This window comes from Chryseobacterium sp. MA9 (assembly GCF_024399315.1).
Classification (GTDB): Bacteria; Bacteroidota; Bacteroidia; order Flavobacteriales; family Weeksellaceae; genus Chryseobacterium.
Genome location: NZ_CP075170.1, coordinates 890,879 through 915,913, shown reverse-complemented (window position 1 = coordinate 915,913; position 25,035 = coordinate 890,879). Strand labels below are relative to the sequence as shown.

Annotated in this window: 27 protein-coding genes; 8 read left to right on the top strand and 19 right to left on the bottom strand. The window is 35.8% G+C overall.

The genetic code is table 11. From position 1 onward, the window contains the following. Nucleotides 1–79: 79 nt before the first annotated feature. Entirely contained in the window at nucleotides 80–883 is an 804-nt protein-coding gene (locus KIK00_RS04105; RefSeq protein ID WP_255815286.1) for an AraC family transcriptional regulator, read from the top strand. On the opposite strand, the gene KIK00_RS04100 is transcribed toward KIK00_RS04105, so the two are convergent. The 11 genes from KIK00_RS04100 to KIK00_RS04055 all read right to left on the bottom strand — a co-directional run bounded on the left by KIK00_RS04100 (nucleotide 865) and on the right by KIK00_RS04055 (nucleotide 9,727). Further along, nucleotides 865–1,521, bottom strand: a complete 657-nt coding sequence (locus KIK00_RS04100; protein WP_255815285.1) for a DUF6766 family protein — start codon at nucleotides 1,519–1,521, stop codon at nucleotides 865–867. The genes KIK00_RS04105 and KIK00_RS04100 overlap by 19 nt on opposite strands. Before the next feature lie 31 nt (nucleotides 1,522–1,552). Then, entirely contained in the window at nucleotides 1,553–1,669 is a 117-nt protein-coding gene (locus tag KIK00_RS22885) for a ubiquinol-cytochrome c reductase iron-sulfur subunit (RefSeq protein ID WP_370647734.1), read from the bottom strand. A 76-nt stretch (nucleotides 1,670–1,745) separates the two neighbouring features. Further along, on the bottom strand, nucleotides 1,746–2,492 hold the full coding sequence (locus KIK00_RS04095) for an SDR family oxidoreductase (RefSeq protein ID WP_255815284.1): 747 nt from the start codon (nucleotides 2,490–2,492) through the stop codon (nucleotides 1,746–1,748). 69 nt (nucleotides 2,493–2,561) lie between these two features. Beyond that, a complete protein-coding gene (locus tag KIK00_RS04090) occupies nucleotides 2,562–3,062 on the bottom strand; it encodes a CinA family protein (protein WP_255815283.1) in 501 nt (166 codons plus the stop codon). 124 nt (nucleotides 3,063–3,186) lie between these two features. Next, nucleotides 3,187–5,319: a catalase gene (locus KIK00_RS04085; RefSeq protein WP_255815282.1), complete on the bottom strand. Its 2,133-nt coding sequence runs from the start codon at nucleotides 5,317–5,319 to the stop codon at nucleotides 3,187–3,189. A gap of 64 nt (nucleotides 5,320–5,383) precedes the next feature. Further along, nucleotides 5,384–5,761 carry a hypothetical protein gene (locus tag KIK00_RS04080; RefSeq protein WP_255815281.1) on the bottom strand — a complete coding sequence of 126 codons (378 nt, stop codon included), beginning with the start codon at nucleotides 5,759–5,761 and terminating at the stop codon, nucleotides 5,384–5,386. A 15-nt stretch (nucleotides 5,762–5,776) separates the two neighbouring features. Next, complete coding sequence (locus KIK00_RS04075) at nucleotides 5,777–6,079, bottom strand: hypothetical protein (RefSeq protein ID WP_255815280.1); 303 nt, start codon at nucleotides 6,077–6,079, stop codon at nucleotides 5,777–5,779. Nucleotides 6,080–6,141: 62 nt separating this feature from the next. Next, entirely contained in the window at nucleotides 6,142–6,729 is a 588-nt protein-coding gene (locus KIK00_RS04070; protein ID WP_255815279.1) for a ferritin-like domain-containing protein, read from the bottom strand. A 534-nt stretch (nucleotides 6,730–7,263) separates the two neighbouring features. Next, a complete protein-coding gene (locus tag KIK00_RS04065) occupies nucleotides 7,264–7,878 on the bottom strand; it encodes a Crp/Fnr family transcriptional regulator (RefSeq protein WP_255815278.1) in 615 nt (204 codons plus the stop codon). A gap of 51 nt (nucleotides 7,879–7,929) precedes the next feature. Then, nucleotides 7,930–8,526 carry a Crp/Fnr family transcriptional regulator gene (locus KIK00_RS04060; RefSeq protein ID WP_255815277.1) on the bottom strand — a complete coding sequence of 199 codons (597 nt, stop codon included), beginning with the start codon at nucleotides 8,524–8,526 and terminating at the stop codon, nucleotides 7,930–7,932. 316 nt (nucleotides 8,527–8,842) lie between these two features. Next, the gene (locus tag KIK00_RS04055) at nucleotides 8,843–9,727 is read right to left on the bottom strand and encodes a DMT family transporter (protein ID WP_255815276.1); all 885 of its coding nucleotides are present in this window, start codon (nucleotides 9,725–9,727) and stop codon (nucleotides 8,843–8,845) included. A 96-nt stretch (nucleotides 9,728–9,823) separates the two neighbouring features. Here KIK00_RS04055 and KIK00_RS04050 point away from each other — a divergent pair, with 96 nt between their 5' ends. Next, a complete protein-coding gene (locus KIK00_RS04050; protein ID WP_255815275.1) occupies nucleotides 9,824–11,245 on the top strand; it encodes a PLP-dependent aminotransferase family protein in 1,422 nt (473 codons plus the stop codon). Between the two features lie 148 nt (nucleotides 11,246–11,393). Here the strand turns inward: KIK00_RS04050 and KIK00_RS04045 are convergent, their stop codons facing one another. From KIK00_RS04045 to KIK00_RS04025, 5 genes are all read right to left on the bottom strand, one after another. Further along, nucleotides 11,394–11,990 carry a Crp/Fnr family transcriptional regulator gene (locus tag KIK00_RS04045; protein ID WP_047374905.1) on the bottom strand — a complete coding sequence of 199 codons (597 nt, stop codon included), beginning with the start codon at nucleotides 11,988–11,990 and terminating at the stop codon, nucleotides 11,394–11,396. Beyond that, nucleotides 11,987–12,367, bottom strand: coding sequence for a bacillithiol system redox-active protein YtxJ (gene ytxJ, locus KIK00_RS04040; RefSeq protein WP_255815274.1), 381 nt, complete (start codon nucleotides 12,365–12,367; stop codon nucleotides 11,987–11,989). The genes KIK00_RS04045 and ytxJ overlap by 4 nt, the downstream gene beginning before the upstream one ends. Beyond that, nucleotides 12,364–12,729 (bottom strand): DUF1569 domain-containing protein, encoded by a 366-nt coding sequence (locus tag KIK00_RS04035; protein WP_255816651.1) that lies wholly within the window; start codon nucleotides 12,727–12,729, stop codon nucleotides 12,364–12,366. The genes ytxJ and KIK00_RS04035 overlap by 4 nt, the downstream gene beginning before the upstream one ends. An 89-nt stretch (nucleotides 12,730–12,818) precedes the next feature. Beyond that, entirely contained in the window at nucleotides 12,819–13,355 is a 537-nt protein-coding gene (locus KIK00_RS04030; protein WP_255815273.1) for a YfiT family bacillithiol transferase, read from the bottom strand. Between the two features lie 223 nt (nucleotides 13,356–13,578). Beyond that, nucleotides 13,579–14,721 carry a DEAD/DEAH box helicase gene (locus KIK00_RS04025; RefSeq protein ID WP_255815272.1) on the bottom strand — a complete coding sequence of 381 codons (1,143 nt, stop codon included), beginning with the start codon at nucleotides 14,719–14,721 and terminating at the stop codon, nucleotides 13,579–13,581. 213 nt (nucleotides 14,722–14,934) lie between these two features. Here KIK00_RS04025 and pncA point away from each other — a divergent pair, with 213 nt between their 5' ends. Then, nucleotides 14,935–15,540 (top strand): bifunctional nicotinamidase/pyrazinamidase, encoded by a 606-nt coding sequence (pncA, locus tag KIK00_RS04020; RefSeq protein WP_255815271.1) that lies wholly within the window; start codon nucleotides 14,935–14,937, stop codon nucleotides 15,538–15,540. A gap of 191 nt (nucleotides 15,541–15,731) precedes the next feature. Here the strand turns inward: pncA and KIK00_RS04015 are convergent, their stop codons facing one another. Beyond that, nucleotides 15,732–16,673 (bottom strand): pseudouridine synthase, encoded by a 942-nt coding sequence (locus tag KIK00_RS04015; protein ID WP_047375767.1) that lies wholly within the window; start codon nucleotides 16,671–16,673, stop codon nucleotides 15,732–15,734. Nucleotides 16,674–17,011: 338 nt separating this feature from the next. Between KIK00_RS04015 and aroB the strand changes: the two genes are divergently transcribed. The 5 genes from aroB (at nucleotide 17,012) to KIK00_RS03990 (ending at nucleotide 22,255) form a co-directional block, all read left to right on the top strand. Then, entirely contained in the window at nucleotides 17,012–18,058 is a 1,047-nt protein-coding gene (gene aroB, locus KIK00_RS04010; protein WP_255815269.1) for a 3-dehydroquinate synthase, read from the top strand. Nucleotides 18,059–18,335: 277 nt separating this feature from the next. Further along, complete coding sequence (locus KIK00_RS04005) at nucleotides 18,336–18,971, top strand: porin family protein (RefSeq protein ID WP_255815268.1); 636 nt, start codon at nucleotides 18,336–18,338, stop codon at nucleotides 18,969–18,971. Between the two features lie 232 nt (nucleotides 18,972–19,203). After that, complete coding sequence (locus KIK00_RS04000; protein ID WP_255815267.1) at nucleotides 19,204–19,818, top strand: porin family protein; 615 nt, start codon at nucleotides 19,204–19,206, stop codon at nucleotides 19,816–19,818. A gap of 204 nt (nucleotides 19,819–20,022) precedes the next feature. Then, nucleotides 20,023–20,607 carry a porin family protein gene (locus tag KIK00_RS03995; RefSeq protein ID WP_255815266.1) on the top strand — a complete coding sequence of 195 codons (585 nt, stop codon included), beginning with the start codon at nucleotides 20,023–20,025 and terminating at the stop codon, nucleotides 20,605–20,607. A gap of 940 nt (nucleotides 20,608–21,547) precedes the next feature. Continuing rightward, nucleotides 21,548–22,255 carry a porin family protein gene (locus KIK00_RS03990; protein ID WP_255815265.1) on the top strand — a complete coding sequence of 236 codons (708 nt, stop codon included), beginning with the start codon at nucleotides 21,548–21,550 and terminating at the stop codon, nucleotides 22,253–22,255. 106 nt (nucleotides 22,256–22,361) lie between these two features. Here the strand turns inward: KIK00_RS03990 and KIK00_RS03985 are convergent, their stop codons facing one another. Both KIK00_RS03985 and purF read right to left on the bottom strand, forming a co-directional pair. Next, nucleotides 22,362–23,309, bottom strand: a complete 948-nt coding sequence (locus tag KIK00_RS03985) for a glycerophosphodiester phosphodiesterase family protein (RefSeq protein ID WP_255815264.1) — start codon at nucleotides 23,307–23,309, stop codon at nucleotides 22,362–22,364. A 141-nt stretch (nucleotides 23,310–23,450) separates the two neighbouring features. Then, the gene (gene purF / locus KIK00_RS03980; RefSeq protein WP_255815262.1) at nucleotides 23,451–24,950 is read right to left on the bottom strand and encodes an amidophosphoribosyltransferase; all 1,500 of its coding nucleotides are present in this window, start codon (nucleotides 24,948–24,950) and stop codon (nucleotides 23,451–23,453) included. Nucleotides 24,951–25,035 lie beyond the last annotated feature (85 nt).

Sequence of the window (25,035 nt, the reverse complement as noted above, 5' to 3'; positions counted from 1 at the left end):
GTAGGTATTACATTGACAGTACAAAATTACTAATGGCGTTTTTATTAAATTTGCCAAAATATACATACAAAACGACAATATGAAATGTGGACTGATTGAAAAAACGGAAAGCCAGTTTGTAGATTCTATCGAAAAAGAAGCTTATGTATGGTGTGAAAAAAACTGGAAACATGATGATTATGAGCACACACACAACCGTGCCCAGGTTACGTTTGTAGAAGAGGGCTACCAGTATTTTCACATCGACCAGAAAATTTATCTTGTTCCACAGCATCATGTCATCTGGATTCCTTCAGAAAAAGCTCACAAGATAACTTCTGAGGCTCAAACGGTAAATCTGATGGTATTTCTGTTCAAATCTGTTTTTGATGATGAATTTTATCAGAATGTTCAGGTGTTTGCCGTTCCTCCTGTACTAAAGGAAATGCTTCTGTATGCCTCAAAATGGAATAAATCTCTGTACGAAGATGAAGAGCAGGATCTATTTTTCAAAGCTATTTTAAAAAGTCTTCCTAATTTCTGTAAGGAAAGCAGCGGCCTGGAAATCCCCGTTCCTACGGATACCAGACTGATTCCCGTATGCAATGATATCAATACCAATTTTAAATATAATCTGGACATCGATGCTCTGGCCGAAAAAGCACAAATGTCTGTGAGAAATCTCCAGAGAATTTTTAAAAATGAAACAGGAATTACCTTACAAAAATACCTGCAGCTTACAAGAATTTTAAAAAGTATTGAACTGATAGATACCAGACAGTACACCTTGAGTGAGGTTGCTTATAAAGTAGGTTATCAAAGTCTCTCCGCATTCACATCATCCTATTTTGCAATCATGCAGGTAAAGCCCAAACTAAATAAAAATCAAGGTGTTTCATCGTGAGGCATATCCACAGGTTTTGATTCAGGAGAACCCTTTTCACGAAGCCATACAGACAAAAGAACCAGAAAAGCTACAGCCAGAAATTCACTCTGCCAGTTCTGGAAGGATTCAAACCAAAACCTTGATTCTGAAATATACTGTATTGCCGTTATGACAGGTTTACTTTTCATCATCTGTCCATTATTAAAATCCTTAAGGCTCCCATAGAAATGTAAAATAAAACTCACCAGAAACAGGAATGCAAAAGCTAGTGACAATGAGTGTTTATAGATTCTCAGCCATATCCCTCCTTTTTTGACAGGCCATGGTGCTTTAGGGTGTGCTACAGGTTCTCGGTCAACATCTTCTTTGCCTGTCATAGATTTTGACTCACTAGAGCCTTTTTGTCTGAGAGAGACCGTTAGCAAAATATAAAGCAACATCTGAAGAAATTCGCTTTCCCAATTTTCAAACGTAGCCTGTATAAAATGACCACTATGGATGTATTCACTGATTTTTAGTGCAGACTGTCCGCTTTCAACAAGTTCTTTGTTCTCGGTCTTCCAGCCTGCAAAAAATTGTCCCGTGAGAAAGATGATCATCAGAGTAATCAGAACAATACTTAAGCTGTTGCGATAAAAGAAAGTGAAACGTGACATATTTCTGGGTTTAAAGGTTAAGATTTAAAGTTTATGAATCGCGCTTTTGATAAGGAAATACTTTCTGTAGATTCTTTGTTGTTGGTCCGGTAAGTATTTTTCCATTGACATTAAATCTGGATCCGTGACATGGACAATCCCAGCTCAATTCTGCACTGTTCCACCGAGTACTTCTAAAATAAATGCTGTTGTTTTCATATTTTAAATATTTGATGGATTCCTTTTTAACCGTTTACAATCAATCCTCCATTGGGATGAAGTACCTGTCCTGTAAACTGTGCGGCTTCAGTACTTGCCAAAAACAGAAAGCTGAAGGCTATTTCTTCCGGAGTAGCATTTCTCTCCAGAGGAGGTTTGTTAGGATTTTCTTCTTTTTCGTCAAATGTTTCTTCAGTAAGAGGAGTCGCAACAGGCCCGGGAGCAACGGCATTGACCCGGATTCCTTTTGGTTTTGCCTGTAATGCAAGTGAACGGGTAAAGGAAACAATAGCTCCTTTTGTTGCTGAATAATCAAGTAGTTCAGGATGTCCCTGATAGGCAGACACTGAGGTCGTATTGATGACAGAGCTGCCTTCTTTTAAATAAGGAAACACTACTTTTGTTAATAAAATCATCCCTACGATATTAGAATTAAAGGTCTGCCTGATATTTTTTTCTTCAAGTTGTTCAATGCTTTCCGCAGGAAACTGAACACCCGCATTATTGATAAGGATATCAATTTTTCCGAATACTGAAATAACGTTTTTCACGGTCTTTTCACAAAATTCGTAATCATTGATATCTCCTTGAAAAATGATGCATTTTTTATTCAGAGTTTCAATTTCTTCTTTTGTTTTTTCAGCATCATTATCGCTTGAATGATAAATAATCGCAATATCCGCTCCTTCCAATGCAAAAAGAAGTGCTACTGCCTTGCCAATTCCGCTGTCTGCTCCGGTAATCAAAACACATTTGCTTTCTAATTTTCCCATTTTATGATTCTTTTATTCTTGGGTTATCATTTTCTGAATTTCCAGTTTTCTTTCGTTTACAATAGATTATTATTTCAGGATTAAAAGCCTGTTAAGTTCACTTTTAAAACACCCTAAAATGAATTCCGTATAATACAGCTGGGCATTCAGAGCTTGTGTTTTGGGATGCAGTTCAAGTTTTTTAGTTAGAATAATTTCCCCTTTATAGGAGAATGAGAAATACGCAAAAATTTTATAACCGGAATTCCGGATGGGTGTGCAGTAGCCGGTTGTAGCAATAGACCAGTCTGATTCGTAAAGCGTGGCAACGTTTAATGCCATGGTTTGTACAATATTTTCTGAGACACAGTCACATTCTTCAGCTTCCTGTTGATTGACTTTTAATAATCTTACTTTCTCCGGTAAAGAATAGGCTGTCATGCCTCCCTTATAGAACATTGAGGCATTCGGCATCTGTGAAAAAGCCAGCTGCAGACATCCTGAAGTGACACTTTCAGCAATTGAAATGGTCTCATCTATAGACATCAGGGACTGGCTTATATATTCCAGGAGGTTTTGTTGAAAATTCATAATATTAATATTTTGAATGAGATTTAAATTAATTTGAGAAAATGAAAAAGAGGTTTAAAAAGCTGCTGAATGATTAGTACAGCAGCTTAACTTAAATATTTAATTGGTGTGAAGGATGTTATGATTAAGTGTTTCTCTCTATTTCAAGATCCCAGACTCTGTGTTTGGCAATAGCATTAATGAATTTATCTGCCGGTTTTCCGTCTTCCCATGTAATGATTCCGGGATCATCATACTGTTTGGCTGATACATTGGAATTCTGATAAAGAGCCTGTGTATCTGTACCAAAATAAATTGCCTTGCAATGTTTATATGCTTCATTGATGAAATGCAGTACCAAATGTTTATTTTCAGCAATTATAAGTTCTTTTACAGAATCTTCTCCCGGACAGATAACAAGAGCATCAAAACAGACACTCGCAGTACTTGTAAGAGAATGTTTAGGGATAAGCTCAGAACCATCTTTCAATCGTACAGGAGCAACACTTGGTGCAATCAGTTCAACTTTGGCACCTTCAGTTTCAAGTTTGGTTTTAAGATCATTGACAGCTCCTCCATCAGCACCGTTAGCCAAAATAAATCCTATTTTTCTGCTTTTAATAGTATTTTTAACGGTATCCTTCATGCTTAAGGCACTAGACACCTTGGTATCAGGCTCTCTTTCTTCACTCTGGAGCTCTACAATATTGCTGTCTGCCGGTAAACTCTGATTAGGCCATTCCAGTTTTTTAACTTCAACGCCTAATTTCTCTGCAACTTTACGGGCCAGAGACATGTCAATATAAGCCAATTGTCCTACCATTCTTTCTCTGATCTCCGGAATAGTTACTTTTGACAATTCAAAAATCAATGCATTCTGAAGGTGCATTTTCTCTGGTGTCGACTGGCTGTTGTAGAACAGTTTAGCCTGTGAATAATGATCCACAAAACTTTTACTCCTTTCTCTGATTTTCTCTCCAGAAATCCTCTCCTGCTGGGATATAAATCCTCCCTCAGACATCATAGCCTGAAAAGGACATCCTCCTCCGATAGAATTGGGCTCATAACTGCTTTTTCCTTTAACGATCTGCTGTCTCATATGACCGTCCCTTTGGTTGTTATGAACAGTATTGATGGATCTGTTGATTGGTATTTCGTGGAAATTGGGAGAACCCAGCCTTGACAGCTGTGTATCAGTATATGAAAATAATCTTCCCTGCAGTAATGGATCGTTCGTGAAATCAATTCCGGGGATAATATGTCCCGGGTGAAAAGCAACCTGTTCGGTTTCTGCAAAGAAATTATCCGGATTTCTGTTAAGTGTTAAAGTCCCTACGATTTCTACAGGAACTTCTTCTTCAGGGACCAATTTTGTGGGATCAAGAAGGTCAAAATCAAATTTGTGTTCATCTTCTTCAGGAATCAGCTGTACTCCGAAATCCCATTCAGGATAATCACCATTTTCGATGGCTTCCCACAGGTCTCTTTTGTGAAAATCAGGATCTACTCCTGAAAGAATCTGGGCTTCATTCCAGGCTACGGAATGTACGCCCAATTTGGGTTTAAAATGGAATTTCACGAAATGTACTTTTCCCTCTTCATTGATGAATTTGAAAGAATGTACTCCAAAACCTTCCATCATCCTCAGGCTTCTCGGTATAGCCCTGTCGCTCATTACCCACATGATCATGTGCATACTTTCGGGCATGAGTGAGATAAAATCCCAAAAGGTATCATGAGCGGAAGCCGCCTGTGGGATTTCATTATCCGGTTCCGGTTTTACAGCGTGTATAAGATCCGGAAATTTAATGGCATCCTGAATAAAAAATACAGGTATATTATTCGCTACAAGGTCATAATTCCCTTCCTCAGTATAAAATTTTATAGCAAATCCACGGGCATCTCTGGCCAGATCTGTACTTCCTTTACTCCCTGCAACGGTTGAAAACCTTACAAAAAGAGGAGTTTCTTTTCCCAGTTCAGTTAAAAATTTTGCTTTGGTGTAACCTGCAAGACTTTTAGTAAGCTTAAAAACGCCGTGCGCTCCGGACCCCCGAGCATGAACTACTCTTTCAGGAATCCTTTCATGGTCAAAATGAGTAATTTTTTCTCTCAGAATAAAATCTTCCAATAATGAAGGTCCACGTTCTCCTGCTTTTAAAGAATCCTGATTGTTATTGATCTTTAAGCCCTGATTGGTAGTCAGCTTTTCATTTTCATTGGAAGTACTGTGTAGGTCCAGCTGTTCTGCTTTTTTATTATGTTCGTTGGTTTTCATATTTATAAACTTTTTTGTGGTTGGTATATTTCAAAAGCAGTCCAATAAAGGAGGTGCTGCGGAATTAATCTTTTCTATTTTCGAGGATTTCAAGAAGCCTGTTGATATATTCTTCTTCCTTCAGAACTTTATAATAAGCCGTTTTAGCATACAAAGTGAAAGCAGGAGATTCAAATCTTATTTCGCTATCCATATCGGCTGTCTCATTTGTATTTTTGGTATGAAACTCACGGATATTAAGGATATATTCTTCCATATAAGTATCTATTACTCCTTTAAGAACTTCACATGTAGCATTATTTTTAATTTTTTCCAAAGACTTAATCAGAAAAGCGGTCACCCCGTAAGAATTGATAATGGGAGGAAATAAAGACTCATTCTCAATTGCATTATTTTTATCATTCAACCCGGAATGTTGTAAAGTGTCGTTTTCAAATGTCATATTCAAAAAATGGTATTAGTTATTAGAAGCTTTCAGATATTGTTCAAAATAATGGAGGTCGTTTTTATCTTTTATGGATAAATAAAACATGATCTTTTCCGGTTCTTTTAATCCAATACTGTTGAAGCAGTCGAAATGGGCAATTAATGCCTGTATATTTTCAATATCAATATCTTTCAGAATGATAAATAAAAGGAAGATATTCTCTCTGATCTCTTTAGCATAGATTGCTGCTCCACCCTCGAAACATTTTCCCGTGTGGTCTACTTTTATAAAATCTTTATGCCTCAGTGTTTTTATTATTTTCTGACAGTCCATATATTTTGATTTCATGATTAAAAAAAACCGTGCAGAATAAGCAACAAGGTTTATTGTATATTTTAATCCTCCTGTTCTGCATCAAAATTGATGGCTGTTTCTGCAATATCAGTAAGATGAGAATCAGTATCTTCTTCTTCCTGAAGTGTTTTTTTAAGAAGATCGGCTGCCTTATCTTGTCCCATAGTAATGGCTAGCTGAGCCAGCCCGCCATAAGTAGCAATTTCGTAATGTTCTACCTTTTGTGCAGCAATAATCAATGCGGCATCTCTAGTCGCAGAACCGTCTTCCGTTGATTTGATCACTTCTTCTCCTTCTTCAATAATTCCTTTGATAGCCTTACATTCTTTCTTTTCAGGCTTTTCGTCAATGAGCCGGAATACTTTTTCAAGACGTTTAACGTGTTTTTGGGTCTGAAGATGATGGTCTTCAAAGGCATCTTTCAGTTCTTCTGTTGTAGCAGCCTCCTGCATTTTTTCCAATGCTTCCAGAATGGCATTTTCCGCATAATAAATATCTTTAAGGGCGCTCACAAAGAACTTGTGAAGCGGTGAATTTTTCATTTCATCCTTGTTGATGATTGACTTCTCTGCTGCTCCTCTTTTGGTGGCAGAAACGGCGCTATTGGTTTCTAATATTTTGTTTGGCATGGTGTGAATGGTGTTTTATTTTGAAATGGATTACCTCTTTATATATGGCCAAAGAGGCAATCCTGGAAAAAGAATTATGAATTACGTCTGCCACCGAATCCGGAAAGACCTGAAAGATCTTCCGCCTCCGTGGGATGCCTGTTCGCCCATTCTGGCAATTCCTGTACGGTCTGCCTTGCTCATCGCTGCAAAACCTCTTTTGGAACTGCCGGAATCGGAACTACGGCCCGAACTATTACTGTTACTATTCTTTACTGATCTTGAATTAAATCTCCTCTTGAACTGCTATCTCTTGAATTTCTAGTATTCATAACTTAATTTTTATTATTAATATTTAGTAATATGGATTACCGCCCGTGACTAGTATTAGACGGCAACAATTGGGTGTTGGTAATTTCAAAATGATTAATAAAAAAAGCAAATGCTTTTTGACTTTCCTTTTACTAAGATTTAAGAATGCTCTTGAAAATTGTTATATCAAATGTACATAAAGAATAACTCACTTTTTTATGATCTGAGTCATGAAAAACTATATTAATATAAAATTTTGCGGTCTTTTAAGGTAAGCATACCCTCCTTTTCCATTTTCTTTAAAACTCTGATCACCGTTTCTACACGCAGTCCTACAAGATTGGCAATCTGCTGCCTTGTAAATGCAATGTGGAAACACTGATGGCAGTCTTCATCATGGTAGCTTTTAAGATAATCAAGTAAGCCTTTCAGTCTCTGCATGGGGTTTTGTGATGCCAGGCTCTGCATCATTTTTAATTTATAAAAAATTTCCTGTGAAAGACAGGCATTCATTTCCAGAGAAAGATCAGGATTTTTACTGATCATTTCAAAGAAATTATTTTTGGGAAGTCTTATAATACGGGAATCTTCAAGACATATGGCATTGATTGGATAGTCCTGATCAAGGAAAAGCATGGCTTCTCCAAAGCTTTGTTTCTTACCTAAAATATTATGAATGAATTCTTTTCCGTTTTCATTATAATTATTTAGTTTTACTTTTCCTTCACTGATCTGAAAATAATAAAGTGCACGATCTTCTTCTCTAAAAACTGATTCCCGTTTTTTATAATCCCTTTCTTCTGCACCAAAAGAGTACAGAAGATTTTCATCAATATTCATGCAGCTTATTGTTTTCATACTTCAGTAGATTTTAAAGGAAAAATTACAATTGTATACCCGAAACTGATTCTAATATAAAATCTTGCGATTTTCAATTCTCACAATTTTATTTCTCTCCATATGTTTAATAGTCCTTATAGCAGTTTCTACACAAAGACCTGTAAGACTCGCCATCTGCTGCCTTGTCAATGGGATTAAAAAAGAATAAGGAGTCAGGTCTTTTTGAGAACTCTTAAGATAGTCCATCAATCCCTTAAGCCGTATAGAAGGATTTTGAGATGATAGACTCTGCATCATAATGAATTTATAATAAAGACGTTCTGAAAGAAAGCTGTTTACCTCCATATACAATTCCGGAGATTGATTCAATAAGTTTAAAAAAAGAGATTTATGAAGCCTTAAAACACTGCATTCTGTGATGGCTTCAGCATTCATAGGATAAGGTTTATCTATGAAGAGTATAGATTCTCCGCAACTTTCCCCATCTGATAAGATATTTTGAATAAACTCTTTTCCTTCCTCATTATAATTATTAAGTTTTATTTCTCCTTTAATAATCTGATAATAATAGTTAGGAATATCCCCTTCAAAGAATATAGTTTCTGAAGGTGCATAGCGTTTCGTTTCTGCTCCCGCTGAAATCAAAATATTTTCGTCGATTACCATAATAGCTGTTTTTGAAATTGTTTTCTTCTTATTCTTAGTAAAAATATTATGGAATTTGTACATCATAATGCAAAAACTGAACCTTAATAATCAACAAAAAGGTTAAATAATGTTAATTTTTTTATTAATTATCATTCCTTTTATTCTTATCAATCTACATTTAATAACAAATCCATTTTATACTTACTATTTCGTAATTAAAAAAGACAAAAATTTATTACAACCTTTTGATTATGAAAGCTAAAAGCCTCATTTCTCTGTGAAATGAGGCTTTCTAAGGCAGTAACAAAAAGATTTATATGCGTTCTGATTTTAATTATTTCGCAAATTTTTTGGTTCCGGCAACACATAAGATTACCCCTACTGTAACACACAGCATTCCTATACTTACCTGCTCATGAAGAAGCCAGGAAGCTAATGCCAACCCAAAGAAAGGTTGAAGCAGCTGCAACTGGCCCACAGTAGCAATACCACCCTGTGCCAATCCTTTATACCAGAATATAAAACCAATAAACATACTGAAAATAGAAATATAAGCCATTCCAAACCAACCCTGAAAACTGACATTCTGAATATCATCAGGAAAATAAATAAAAAATAAAGGAATCATAATAGGAAGCGCCAATACCAATGCCCAGGAAATCACCTGCCAGCCGCCCAGTGTTTTTGATAGTTTGGCACCTTCAGCATAACCCATACCACATAAAATAACAGCAAGCAGCATCAGGATATCGCCAATGGGTGAAGCAGATATCCCTTGTGAAACAGCATAGCCAATCACTAAAAGACTTCCTACAATCGAAAAAAACCAAAATACAGGATGAGGTCTTTCACCACCACGCATTACTCCGAATACGGCTGTTGCCAAAGGAAGCATTCCCAAAAACACAATAGAATGGGCCGAAGTAAGGTATTGAAGAGCTAATGCTGATAAAAGTGGAAACCCTACCACGCAACCAAGAGAAACCAAGAGCAAAGGAGTTAACTGTTCCTTAACAGGGCGCTTTTCTTTACCCAGCCATAATACTATAAGAGCTAATATCCCTGCCACTGCTGCACGCACTATCGTCACAAAGGTTGGACTCATTTCCATTACAGCCAATTTGGTAGCAGGCAAACCTCCGCTAAATAATACTACCCCTATAAAGCCATTGATCCATCCACTTATATTTTCATCTTTTGATATTTGTTTTGTTATCATTTTATCGAAACTTTTAATTGATGGTTCAAAATTAGAAAGGATAAATTGATAAACACAGTATCAGTTTTGTATATTTGCATGAGCACAGTTTGAAATATGAACAAAGAATTTTTATATACAGAAATTGCAGACGGAATTGCAGAACAGATCAGGAATGGTATTTTAAAGGCCGGAGACAAGCTTCCTTCGGTAAGAATGCTATGTCATGAACATCAGGTAAGTATGAACACAGCCAAACGCGTTTTCCTGGAACTGGAATCCCAGTCTTTGGTAGAATCCAAGCCGCAGTCTGGTTATTTTGTGAGCCAGTTATTATCCACAAAACTTCCTTTACCGGAAGTGAGCCGTCCGTCATTGATTGCCAATAATGATGAACCGGATGAACTCATCAGTAAGGTATATGAAAATATGGGAAAAAAGGGCCTTACTTTTTTCTCTATTGGTATTCCGTCAGGAGATCTCCTGCCTCAGGCAAAACTGAAAAAAGAAATCGTAAATGCTATCAGGGAATTAAAAGAAGGAGGTACAGAATATGAAGAGCTCCAGGGAAATCTGAAGTTGAGAAGAATGATTGCCATACGTTCTTTGCAATGGGGTGGAAATCTGAATGAAAACGATCTTATCACTACCAATGGCGGAATGAATGCTTTGTCTTTCTGCTTAATGGCATTAGGCAAACCCGGCGATACCATTGCTATTGAAAGTCCTTGCTACCCTGGAATTCTGCAGCTGGCAAACGGATTGGGTCTAAAAGTACTGGAACTTCCTACCCATCCTACTACCGGAATAGAAATTGAGGCTTTAAAAAAAGTAATTCCAAAAATAGATATCTGCCTCCTCATTCCCAACTTCAATTCGCCTTTGGGAAGCTGTATGCCTGATGAAAATAAAAAAGAAATCGTAAAAATACTTTCAGAAAACAACATTCCGTTGATTGAGGATGACGTCTATGGAGATCTTTATTTCGGTTCTACCCGTCCGAAATGCTGTAAATCTTTTGATAAAGACGGGAGTGTGCTGTATTGCAGTTCTATTTCCAAAACTTTGGCTCCGGGATATCGTGTAGGCTGGATTGCTCCAGGAAAGTATAAAGATAAAATCATGAAGCTTAAGCTCCTGCATTCCACTTCCTCTATTTCAATTGTCAATGAAGCTGTAGCCAATTTTCTGAAATCCGGAAAATATGAAAAACATCTCCAGCAGCTCCGCAGAACCTTGCAAAACAATTATCAGAACTATGTTCAGACCATTGCGGAGTCTTTTCCGGAAGGTACCAAAACCAGCCGTCCACAGGGAGGATTGTCTTTATGGGTAGAATTTGACAAGAAGATACGGACAACAGAGTTATATGATCTGGCCATTAAACAAAACATAAGCATTGCTCCCGGAAGAATGTTTACCCTGCAGGAGCAGTTTGAAAACTGTATGAGACTCTGCATAGGACTTCCCTGGTCGGAAGATACCCAGGCAAAACTCAGACAGATTGGAAATCTTGCAAAAAAGATTTATTTAAAGTAAGGAAGATAGAGGCAGGAAGATGGAAGTTATTATAGTTTTAAGAATAGATGATGTCAATTCTTATTAATAAGGATGTTTAAATAATAACGATCAAGTTCTTTTGTGTTTACAGAACATCAGGCTTCCCTCTCTCATCTTCCAGCCTTTTTTATTTATTATCCGGAACGAAATTTTTTCTTGCCAGTTCTTTTCTTACACGGCTCAAACTCTCAGGAGTAATTCCAAGATAAGATGCAATCATCCATTGAGGAACTCTCAAAAGTAAATCCGGATACATTTTAATGAATTTCATATATCTTTCTTCTGCAGTCTCACCAAGCAAAGAGTTAATCCTGTTTTGAAGGCTTCTGATATGTTTCTGAAGAAGGAAATCACTTCTTTCAATACTGTTCGGAAACTGTTCCACTAATTTATTAAAGAAATCAGGGTGCAGAAACAGAATTTCTGAATCTTCAACCGCTTCTATATAATAAATGGATTTTTCATTAAAATAAAGACTGCTTCGGTCAGAAATCAGCCAGCTTTCAGGAGCAAACTGTATAATATGCTCTTTTCCGTTTTTATCAATGGAATACATCTTCAATAATCCTTTTTCTACAAAGAATATATGCCGGCATATCTCACCGTACTGAAGAAGAAACTGATTTTTAGGAATTTTCTTTACTTCATAGTGCAGGCTACAAGTGTTCACATTTTGAAGGGGAACATTTAAAACTTTGGCTAAATAATCATTTATATTCTTCATGATACAATCTGGCTTAAAGAAATATCCTGGTGTGAAGCATTGTTTAGAGGCTTTCCGTTCTCTATTACAATCAGCTGAGGACTTTCATGTCTGATCTCAAAATCTGCCGCTATTTTATTGGAAACAGATCTGTGGGCCAATAGGTCAAGATAATATACATTGACCGGCTGGTCTGAATTTTCAACTTCTTTTTCAAAGTTCTTCAGTACAGTTCTGCTGATAAAACAGCTTGTTGAATGTTTAAATATAGCAATTCTATTCTGAAAAGAGTCTTCTATAGCTTTTGTAAGATCTTCTTCAGACTCTATCTTTTTCCAGAATGTTTTTTGGTCAGGGGTTTCGTTTTTTCCACCGAATATTTTATCAAAAAAACTCATACATTAAATTGTTTTAGATGGTGATCAAGATGTTTGTATTCTAAAAATGTCCAGTCTTTTTCAGTCATTTTACCGAATAATCTGTGATCATCCGGCAGGTTGCTTTTTTCACAAGCTTCCCGGAATTCTTCCAGCGTTTTCAGCAGATTGGTTTTTGATGCATCAAAATCACACTCAAAATTAACGATTAGTTTTTGAAAAGTAGGCATGTTTCTGGGAATTCCATTATTGAAGACATACATTTCTGCTTTAGTGAATATCCCTATTGTCTTATACACGATGTTGATACGGGGAAGTTCTACTTTTCTCAAAGCTACCTGAAGAACTAGATCACAGTGCTTTAGCATTTGACATACGTTCATTTTCCCCCATCTTCCAGGGGAATTTTCAGATAACATGGAAATTCGGTCTACAATTTCCTTATAGTATATGGGATTATTAAGACGTTTTCTTACCAACCTTTTTCTATCTTCAGATTTTCAATATGAGTAAAATGATGATTACAGTGCCAAACGTATAAAGCAAGACTTTCTCTTAAATTATAATTCTTATTGTGCTCGGGATGATGAAAAGTTCTTTCAAACTGTTTATTCGTAAGACTTTTAAGAAGCACAACCCATCTCTGGTGTGTTCCTTTCAATATTCTCATAGCCGGTTTTACAGGCATATGAAAACTGTCCTGAAGCTCCGCCCATTTGGCTTCATCATAAGGTTTTATAGTAGGGTTATCCTCTGTAAGAGCCAGCTTAAAACGTATAAAACTATTCATATGACTGTCAGAAAGATGATTCACAAGCTGTCTTACTGTCCAGCCTCCTTCCCTGTAAGGAGTATCTAACTGGTCGTCTGTAAAATGTTCAATGAGGTTTTTTAGCCTGCCGGGAAAGTCTTTGATTACGTTGATGTAAGTATCCAATGTGGTATCACAGATATTTTCCGGAGCTTCAAACTGGCCTATTGGAAACTTTTTTTTCTCTAAATCACTCATTGCTCAAGGTTTTTTAATTTTTAAATATTGCCGTTTTGTCCGATCAATACCTTTGGGGACAATTTTTCGAAGATCATTTTGTGTAAATTTATCAAAAATTCAATAATTTAAAGTGAATAAAGCATTAATTGTACTTATAACAATTTATAAAGCTGAATATCACCACCAAATAAAAAGGCTTCAGTTCTATAAAACTGAAGCCTTTGTTATTGTAAAGCAGGTATTAATATCCGTGTAAATCAATACCTTCTGTTCTTTGTAAAGTTACTTTTTTTCCCATTTTCTTTTGAATCACTCTGAAATGCTGCAATTCATCATCTGTGAGAATACTAATTGCTGTTCCTTTCTCATTAGCACGTCCTGTTCTACCGATACGGTGAATATAATCTAAAGGCGAACGCGGCAATTCGTAATTGATCACACATGGAAGTGACTCAATATGAATTCCACGGCCAATCAGGTCTGTTGCAACCAAAATCTGGGCTCCGTTTACTTTAAACTCTTCCAGATTATTCCTGCGGGCTCCCTGTGATTTCTGGCTGTGAATAGCCACCGCCTTAATTTTATTTTTTTTAAGCTTTTCTACCAGGTTATCCGCAGATCTTGTAGACGAAACAAAGATCAAAGCCTTTTCTACCTTTTTTTCTTTAATCAAATAACGCAGGAAAGGGCCTTTATTTTCCGGTGAAACATGATATGCCAGCTGTTCTATATTATCAATTTCAACTTCTTCTTTTTTAATTTCGATAACAGTAGGATTGATAGACAGACGTTCTTTCATTTCCGAAACTTTATCATTTAAAGTCGCTGAAAATAAAGTAGTTTGTTTCACCACAGGCATCATCGCGAAAAGTTTATTCATTTCTTCTCCAAAACCCAGCTGAAACATTTTATCCGCTTCATCAATCACCAAATGCTGAATTCCTGAAATACTCAATGCATTATGGTCAATCAAGTCTAATAAACGTCCGGGAGTGGCAATAAGAACTTCTACCCCAAACATTCCTTTCATCTGCGGGTTGATAGAAACACCTCCATAAACAGCCATTGTACGAACCTCCCGTTTTAGATTTTCTGTAAAAGCTCTGAAAACTTCATCAATCTGAATAGCCAATTCACGTGTAGGAACCAATATTAAAACCTGAACATTACGGTCTTTTTTAACTTCAGCATTCTGTAGTTTTTCTAAAATAGGCATTACAAAACAAGCCGTTTTCCCGGAACCTGTCTGTGCAATCCCCATCAGATCTTTCCCCTGCAAAATAACAGGAACCGCCTGCTCTTGTATTGGAAATGGCTTTAAATATCCTAGTTTATTAACAGAACGAATAATATTGTGTGATAATCCTAACGATTCAAATGACATAAAATACTTATTTACTGCAAAGATAAGCTATTGATATTTGGTTTACACCTCAAAACCTAATACAGTACAGACAAAGTTTAATTATTTTAATTTTAATCCCTTCATTCAGGGGGTATTAAAAATTTACATTGCCGATTTGTCCGATAATTCGGGTTTGGACAAATTTTTGAAGATTAGTTTTGTAAATTTATCAAAAATTCGAGAAATCAAAATATGAAAAAAGCGTTAATAATAGTCGATGTACAGAATGATTTTTGTGAAGGCGGAGCCCTTGCAGTCCCTGGATCCAACGAAATTATCCCGTATATCAATCTTCTGATGGAGGAAAATGCATATGATCAGGTGGTTCTGACACAGGACTGGCATCCTGCAGGCCACAAAAGTTTTGCAAGCAGTAATGGCAGACAGGTTGGAGAAAGTATTATTCTAAATGGTGTTCCACAGTTTATGTGGCCGGATCATTGTATTCAGGGAACTTTCGGGGCAGAATTCCACAAAGATCTGAACAGAGACAAAGTAACCCATATTGTACAAAAAGGAAAAAATATAGAAATTGACAGTTACAGCGGTTTCCAGGATAATAATCACTTTATGAAAACCGGACTGGATGATTTCTTAAAATATCACGATATCCAACTGGTTGAAATCGTAGGATTGGCATTAGACTATTGTGTGAAGTTCACTGCCCAGGATGCTGTGGCCAACGGATATGTTACTTGTCTTCATTTCAACGGAACACGTGCTGTAAACGTAAAACCAGACAACGCCAGAGATGCCATCTACGAGATGATTGAAAAAGGGGTAACAGTTTTGGGGTAATGATTAATTATAAATTATGAGTTATGAATTTTAATATAGAAATTTTAGAACTCATAGTCTGATATATAAAAAGCGCAGAATTACTTTCTGCGCTTTTTTAGTCTTTACACTTAAATGTGCTGTTTAAAAGAATGAAATAAGTTACAAACCCGAATCCGTTATTCATCTATAACTCATAATTCATCATTATATTAAAGCATTTTAAGGTTATTTACTTCCAGTTCTGTAAGGATTCTCCAGTGTCCTCTCTTGATATTCTTCTTCGTCAATCCTGCAAACATTACTCTGTCTAAAGCTTCCACTTCGTACCCTAATCTTTGGAATATTCTTCTGATAACACGGTTCCATCCGATATGAATCTCAATCCCGATCTCATTTTTAGGTTTTCCCTCAATGTACGAAATCTGATCAACAACTGCTACACCTTCATCAAGACGGATTCCTTCTGCGATAAGACGTAGATCTTCCCCCGTAAGCTTTTTATCCAGCGTTACATGATAAATCTTTTTAGCATCAAAAGATGGATGCGTTAATTTTTTAGTCATGTGTCCGTCATTGGTCAATAAAATTACCCCCGTTGTGGAACGGTCTAATCTTCCAACCGGGAAAACTCTGTAAGGAGAAGCATTAGCTACAAGATCCATTACTGTTTTTCTGGCTTTGTCATCTTTCGTGGTAGAAATATAACCTTTTGGCTTATTCAAAAGTACATAAACCGGTTTTTCCGGAGTAATATTTTGTCCGTCAAAAACTACTCTGTCGGTTTTCTGTACCTGATAGCCCATTTCGTTAACTACTTTTCCGTTTACTTCTACCAGCCCCTGAGTAATAAGATCATCAGCTTCTCTCCTACTGCAGATCCCTGAATTGGCAATATACTTATTAAGACGGATAGTGTCTTTATGAACATCTTTGTCAATTTTATTTAACCTTCTTTTTTGTACAAAAGATTTTGCTCTGTCATCTCTTTCATCACCATTAGAGGGTCTTCTGCCATATTTCAGACTACCTCTTTCGTATTTATCTCTTGTATCAAAACTGTTTCCTCCTCTTTTTGGTTTTCCGAAAGATTTTCTCTCAAAACTCTCACTTTTATTCGTGATGTATGGTTTTCTTTCAGATTTTGAACCCATTTCTTCGTTGGAACCTTCAGAGCTGTCTGTATTTCTCTTGAAAGGCTTCTTGTCAAATTTTGAGTTAGACCCTCTATGTTCCGGAGCTGGTTTACCTCCGTCTTTAGAAAAAGGTTTTTTAAAAGGTTTTGATCCTGAAGAATTTCCAGATCTGGAAGCACGAGAATCATCAGAACTTTTCTTGGTTGAAATTCTTGGTCTCTTTGATCTGTCTGAATTATTATTATCTCTGCTCATTCTAAAAATTTCTGCAAAGATAGTAATTTAGTTACGAGTTAAAAATTAAGAATCATAACTTTGCACTATAGTTTACATTTTAACTTTACAAATATTAGAAGATGATAACAATATTAAACGATAATTTTTCTCAGCTTAACGAGTTTCTTCATGAAAAATCTTTCAGTAAAATTTTCATCCTTGTAGATGAAAACACTCATGAATACTGCCTTCCTATTCTTTTAGGAAATATGGAAACAGACCTTGGCTTTGAAATTTTAGAGATTGAAGCCGGAGAAGAAATGAAAAATATCCAGACAGCCAATCAGCTTTGGGAAATTCTTACGGAAATGCAGGCAGACAGAAAAGCACTCGTTATCAATCTTGGTGGTGGTGTGATTACTGATATGGGCGGATTTGTAGCATCTACTTACAAAAGAGGAATACAGTTCATCAATATTCCTACAACCCTTTTATCAATGTGTGACGCTTCCATAGGAGGAAAAACAGGGATTGATCTGATGCATTATAAAAATATGGTAGGAACTTTCGCTTTCCCGGAACAGATTTTTATTTTCCCTAAATTCTTAGAAACATTACCATTTAAAGAATTAAGAAGCGGATTCGCTGAAATGCTTAAACATGGATTAATTGCTGATAAAAATCATTGGAATCAGCTGATCCAGGTTCGTAAACTGGAGGTAGAAACGGTAATTCCGCATATTCAGACTTCTATGAAGATTAAGCAGAATGTTGTAGATAAAGATTTCCATGAACAGAATATCAGAAAAACTTTGAATTTCGGGCATACAATAGGTCATGCTGTGGAAAGTTTATGCCTACAGCAAGGAAATCCTATCCTTCACGGGGAAGCGGTTGCAATGGGAATGATTGCAGAAGCTCATCTGGCTTATCTGGAGAATCTTATTTCTGAAGCAGACGCAAATATGGTCATCGAAAATGTCCAGAGATACTATCCATACCTGGATATCAATGATTTTAAAGATGAAGATATCACGGCATTATTACTGAATGATAAAAAGAACACAGACAGTAAAATCAATTTTTCCCTGCTTTCCGGAATAGGTTCTTGTACTTATGACCATCAGTGCAGCCAGGAAAACATCCTTGGATCTCTGTCTTTTTATAGAAATTTGAATAATGCTTAACTATTTTTTAGAAAAATATAGTCGGTTTAAAAGGTAGTTTTAACAAAATTGTCAATTTAGACCCCTTCTAAACAAATGTTTATTTAAATCCATAATTAATTGATAAACAATTAATTATTTTAAAAATCACTTAAACACTAAGTGATTTTTTTATTGATTTTAGTCATAAAAAATATTTTTGGCAAGCAATTTGAAAGATACTCTGCGTCCAACTGAAAATGTTGAACAAGTAGTAAAATTTAAAATTAAGAAAGAGTAAAATTAAAAAATTAAAGTTATGAAAAAGTTAATTTTAGGATTAGCGTTAACTGCAGGAACATTCGCATTCGCTCAACAGACAGGAAACACATCTTCTAATCCAGTATCATTCGGGGTAAAAGGAGGAATGAACGTTTCTTCACTTTCAAAAGACAGTGGTCTTGATGATCAGAAATCTAAAATAGGATTCAACGCAGGTGTATTTGCAAATATTCCATTAGCAGCTTCTTTCAGCGTTCAGCCGGAGGTGTTATATTCACAATATGGTAATAAATCAGATTTTACCGCACTTGGAACAAAATATTCAGCTTCTACTAAGTTAGATTATATTGCTGTACCAGTGATGTTCCAGTATAATTTAATCCCTAACCTTTATGTTGAGGCAGGACCAGAATTTGGTTTCATGGTAAGCGCTAAAAACAAATTAAAAAATGAATCTAACGGAGATTCTACTACATCAGACAATTACAAAGACAATTTCAATACATTCAATTTTGGAATCGGACTTGGTGCTGGGTATTATTTCACTCCAAACCTAGGACTTACAGCAAGATATGTAGCAGGTTTAACAGATATCGCTAAAAATAGACCTAGCGGATCTGATGCTGTCAGAAACAATGTATTCCAGGTAGGATTAGCTTATAAATTTAAATAAGCTTACATATTCACTAACAAATTTTATATTCAATAGAAAAGATCAGATTATTTTTTTAATCTGGTCTTTTTTTTATCCTAAAACCTTGATCCTTTGATATAACATTAAACATATATCCCACACTGTTGATTTTATATCTGTTAAAAATATGATAAAGTCCCTACAGAAGGGGATTCACGGCATATAGTTTGTTGCTTTCCGAGCGTTAAACAATTTAAAATAAAACTAATCTATGAAAAAGATTTTTCTAGGCCTGGCAATTATCACAGGTACTTTTGCTTTTGCTCAGAACACTTCAACTGATGCTACTACTCCATCAACATCTTCTTCTAAAATCAAGTTCGGTTTAAAAGCAGGTCTGAACGTATCTAACCTTTCTAATATGGATATGAATTCAAAAGCGGGATTTTATGGAGGTGTATTTGCTAATATTCCTATAGCAAAGGATTTTTCAATTCAGCCGGAGGCTTTATATAGTGCAACGGGAGCAAAAGGAAAGGGAGGTGATGAGACCAAACTTAATTTAGAATATCTTTCTGTACCTATAATGTTTCAATACAATGCTCTTCCTAATTTATATGTAGAAGCAGGGCCACAGTTTAATTTCTTAATTGATGCAAGATTAAAGAAAAGTGCTTCTACCGGTGCTTTTAAAAGCGCAACAAATTCTTTTGACTTTGGAATCGGATTAGGAGCAGGCTATTACTTTACCAAAAACATTGGTATAAATGTGAGATATACTGCAGGATTATCTGATATTGTGAAAACAAGATACCAATACGGATATGACAGAACAGGATCTGTGAAGAACAGTGTATTCCAAGTAGGGATAAATTACAAATTCTAAAGCTTATTTAGCTTTTCTCGTTAAGTTTTTATAATTAAAGTAAGGCCGGGCTCAAAATGAGCCCGGCTTTTTTATACAAAAGAAAAAATTAACAGATAGAATAAGCATAAATAATAGATTAACAGTATATTTTGACTTTGGCACAACATTTGATTCTTAATGAAATGTTAAATAAAACTTAAAAACTATTAAAATATAAAACTTATGAAAAAGATTTTTTTAGGTCTTGCCTTAGTAGCAGGTACTTTCACTTTTGCTCAGAAGACTTCAACTTCTACTGCTTCATCTTCTCCAGTTAGATTTGGTGTAAAAGCAGGTCTTAATATTTCTACTATTTCTAACAGTGATTTAAATTCAAAAGCTGGATTTTACGGTGGGGTTTTTGCAAACATTCCAGTAGCACAAGACTTCTCTGTACAGCCGGAAGTATTATACAGCGGTTTGGGTGGTAAATATAAAGGTAACAGTGATCTAAAACTTAACACGGATTATATCGCAGTACCGGTAATGTTACAGTATAACCTGATCCCTAATCTATATGTAGAAGCAGGTCCTCAATTTGGTTTCCTTATCAGTGCTAAAGGAAAAGGTAACGGCGGATCTGTAGATATTAAAGACAATTTGAAAACTTTTGATTTCGGAATTGGTCTTGGAGCTGGATATTATTTCACACAAAATATCGGAGTGAATCTAAGATATACTGCAGGATTATCTGATGTCCCTAAAAACAACCCAGGTGACGCTTCTAGAAACGGAGTATTCCAGGTAGGTTTAGCTTATAAATTCTAAAAAACTGAGGTAAGCTTTTTAAAAGCAGCCTTCTAATCAATACAAAGCCGGATTAAATTTAATCCGGCTTTTTTATTATATTGATGTTTTTTGGCAAGAAATTTGCGTATGAGTAGTGATTGTACTTTATTCCGGAAATTTCCAACTTATGGCTCCTGTTTTTACAATAAAATAGGTGTTGGTTCAATTGATTTATCAATTGAATTTCAATGCTCAAATCTAACTATTACCATTATAAACTTTTTAACGTGAACAGCATTGGGTTGGTTAGCACATAAAATGCAAAGCATCATACAGGAGTGTATTTTGCTCAATAATTAGATACATTTTGATTTCAATAGAAAAAGTCAGGTTTATTAGTTTAAGCCTGACTTTTTCGCATATTGCATGATTTTTATCACTTCTCCCCTTTGTGGCAGATATTTTGCCGCGATGAGGAAAAATCAAGACTTTAAAATCATGAGAAAACTCTTTGTAGTAATGGCAGCGGTTGATGTTTTTTTACAATGCAAAGAGAAATGATAAAGTAAGAAATAATGCACTTCAGATTGGAGTTGCATATAAGTTTAAATAGAGATATTTATTATTTTCAAAATCAATACCGGGCTATAAATGGTCCGGTATTTTTATTTCAGGTCTTGAAAACAGCCCGGATACTTCGATATTTTTATAAGAATAGTTCCTGTTTTTTAATTATTTATCATTTCAATTATCTACAATAAAGCTTTCTGAGTCTTCAACTCTTTTCATAAAATATTCAGTTTGGCAGCATATTTATTCATTAAAAAGGGATAAATGATTGAAAAAAAAATCTCCAAAAGCCCCTTCGAATGCCCTATAAACAGGCATTTTTCAACTTTGGCAAGCAATTTGCAAAATAATTGGAGTCTGATTGAGAAATCATCCGACACACAAATAGTAAAATTAAAAAAATAAAATTATGAAGAAGTTATTTTTAGGATTAGCATTAACTGCTGGTACATTAGCTTTCGCTCAAGAGACAGAAACAAAAACAGTAAATGCATCACCACTAAAAAAAGATGTTCAACCTATTAGATTCGGGATTAAAGCAGGAGGAAACTCCGCTTATTTCAGTCAGCAGAAATTCGGGATCAATACTCAGCAACTAGGTTTTCACGCAGGTGCATTCGTTAATATTCCAATTTCAAAACAATTCAGCTTCCAGCCGGAGGTATTATTCAACCAAATGGGGGCAAAAGATGTAATGTATTCTACAGAAACGGACAATGGAGTTACGAATGTAAAGACTAAAGTACAGAGCAGAGTACAAATGAACTACATTTCAGTTCCATTAATGGTTCAAATGAGACCTATTGACAAGTTTTATATTGAAGCAGGACCTGAGTTCAGTTATTTCCTTAATGGAAAAAACAAAGCAGAATCTACTGTAGCAAGTACTACAGGTGGTGTTACTACCACTACTGCAAGTTCAAATTCTCAAGATATCGACAAAGATATGATCAACAAATTCAATTTCGGATTAGGTCTTGGTTTAGGATATGATATCACTTCCAACATCGGTATCAGTGCAAGATATGTAAACAGCTTAACCAAAATTGATAAAAGCAGACCTGCCGCTGAAAACAATAACAGAGTATTTCAGTTAGGCCTGAACTATAAATTTTAATTAACAGAACCAATTTTTTAACCCTAAGTGCAGTTATCTGCACGCATAAAATAGCCGGAAGAATTTCTTCCGGCTATTTATATTGATAGGTACAATATTTTTTTAGTTATTCGAATATTCTTGGATCATCGCTGATTACTCCGTCAATTCCCATATCCTTTAATTCCTTCAATCTTTCTTTTGTATTTACGGTCCATGGGATTACTTTCATTCCTAATAAATGGCATTCCTTTACCAATTCGGGAGTCACGAGATGATGTTCAGGACTGTAAATAGCTGGAGTAAAACTCAGGAACTTCATATCTCCTGCCACTCCGCTCAAATGATCGGGATACATTTTGAATTTTTCCACAGGAATGTTTTTAAAGTAAGCCTGCTGCTGAGCCAGTTTTTTATCATCCACTTTTTCTACCAGTAAAGCTGTCATGATTTTAGGATATTCTTTGTGAAGGATTTCCAGTGTTCTGGGATCAAAAGACTGAATGATCACTCTATCCTGGATCTTTTTCTCTACAATAACTTTCATCATCAGATCAACAAATTCTTTCGGTTCCGGATGAAATATGTTATCAGAGAAAGGACGCGTCTTTGTTTCTATATTATAAAAAGGCAATGGTCTCTTTAGTTCACGGGCATAAGCTTCACATGCATCTATGACCTCTGAAAAGAGAGGTTTCTGAGCCTTCATTTTCTTTTGATCGGGATAGTTATTAAGTTTTTTAAGGCCTACATCAAATGTCTTAATTTTTGCATAAGGCATTTCATAAATCTTATAATAAAAACCAGAGTCTTTTGGAATATAGGTTCCATCCGGCTTTGTAACCAACTCCGGCGAAAGGAAAGCATCATGGGAAAGAATGACCTTTTTGTCCTTTGTGATGGCCAGATCCATTTCCAGGGTTGTTATATTCATTTTTAAGGCATTCTTCATTGCCGGAATGGTATTTTCCGGATAAAGAGATTTCCCTCCGCGATGTGCCTGTTTATCGAAAGATTGTGATGTGTAAAGTTGGGCAAATACCAGAAAAATACCGGTGAAAAATGCGTTTTTCATATCCTGAAATTTTAATCTGGTAAAATTAAAACTCTACTGTATATTGTATAATACAGGAATATTAAGCTTTTGCTACATTTATAAAACAAAAGAGCCGGGTACAGACCCAGCTCTTCTATTTTTGTTATTTTCAATAAGAGATTAATTGAATAAATCTACCTCCTCTCCTTTTTCTACAGGATATTCTTCAGTAAAACATCCGAAGCAGTGATTTGCAGATCCTAAAATTTCTTTCAGGTTATCTATGCTTAAAAACTCTAAGGAATCTACTCCCAAATAATTTTTAAGCTCTTCTGTCGTCATATTGGCAGAGATCAGATCATCTTTGGACGGAGTATCAATTCCCAGATAACATGGTGCAATGATTGGTGGAGAAACACTTCTGAAGTGGATTTCCTTTACTCCTGCATCTTTTAGAATTTTAACAAGTCTCTTAGATGTTGTTCCTCGAACGATAGAGTCATCAATGATCACAACTCTTTTATCTTTCATTTCAGAAATGATCGGGTTCAGTTTAAGATTCACTACCCTTTCTCTCATTTCCTGTGTAGGAACGATAAAGCTTCTTCCGATATATCTGTTTTTGATCAAAACAGGACGGAAAGGTATTCCTGAAGCTTTAGAGAAACCAATGGCAGCAGGAACTCCGGAATCCGGAACTCCAATAACCAGATCAGCCTCTACAGGAGCCTGTTCCCAGATTTTCTCCCCAGATTTTTCTCTGATCTCGTATACATTGATATTTTCTAAAGTAGAGTCAGGTCTTGCAAAGTATATATATTCAAAAGAGCAGATTCTCTGCTTTCCTTTCGCCTCATCCATCATATAAGAATGAAGTTTTCCAGGTTCATTTTCATTGGTATAAATGATCTCACCAGGAAGGATATTACGTACATATTGAGCTCCTACAGCATCCAATGCCACAGATTCTGAGGCTACTACATAAGATCTCTCGTCTATAGCTCCCAAAACCAACGGACGGATTCCGTTGAAATCTCTGAATGCAAAGAATTTATTTCTGGTCATCCCTACTACGGAATAAGCTCCTTCGATCTTTTCCATGGTTGCTTTAATAGCGCCGCGTAGACCTAAATCAAGGTTTTTCTGGATCAGTCTCAGAATCACCTCAGAATCGGATGTAGCTCTGAAAACTACGCCTTCAGCCTCTAATTCTTGCTTTAATTCTTTGGCATTGGTAAGATTACCGTTGTGTGCTATAGAAAGTATAATCTGGTCATATTCGTTTTTCGCGAAAAATGGCTGGAAGTTATATTTCTTTTTATCTCCTGCAGTGGTATAACGGGTATGCCCAATTGCAGAATTTCCCATAAAAGTTTCAGGTTCCTGAATGTCTTTATAAACATCTAAAACCAGTCCTTCATCTTTCATATTGGTAATTCTTCCGTCTTTTAAAACGGAAATACCGCAAGCTTCCTGGCCTCTGTGCTGTAATGCAAAAAGCCCGAACTGTGAAAGAGAGAAAGTATCCAGATCATTATCCGAATACAAACCGAAGATCCCACATTCTTCATTGGGAGCATCCAGTCTTTCCTCTTCCTGAGTTCTGAAAAGATTTCTTCCGTAAGTCTGGGTTTCAAACTGTTTTAAATATTCACTTTTATGAATGTCTAAACTTTTCATTTCTATTTTTTCTAAATTAAAAGATTTAAAAATTTAATGATTAAAAGATTGCTGACTGCTTCATTTTTTAAATTATTAAATCTTT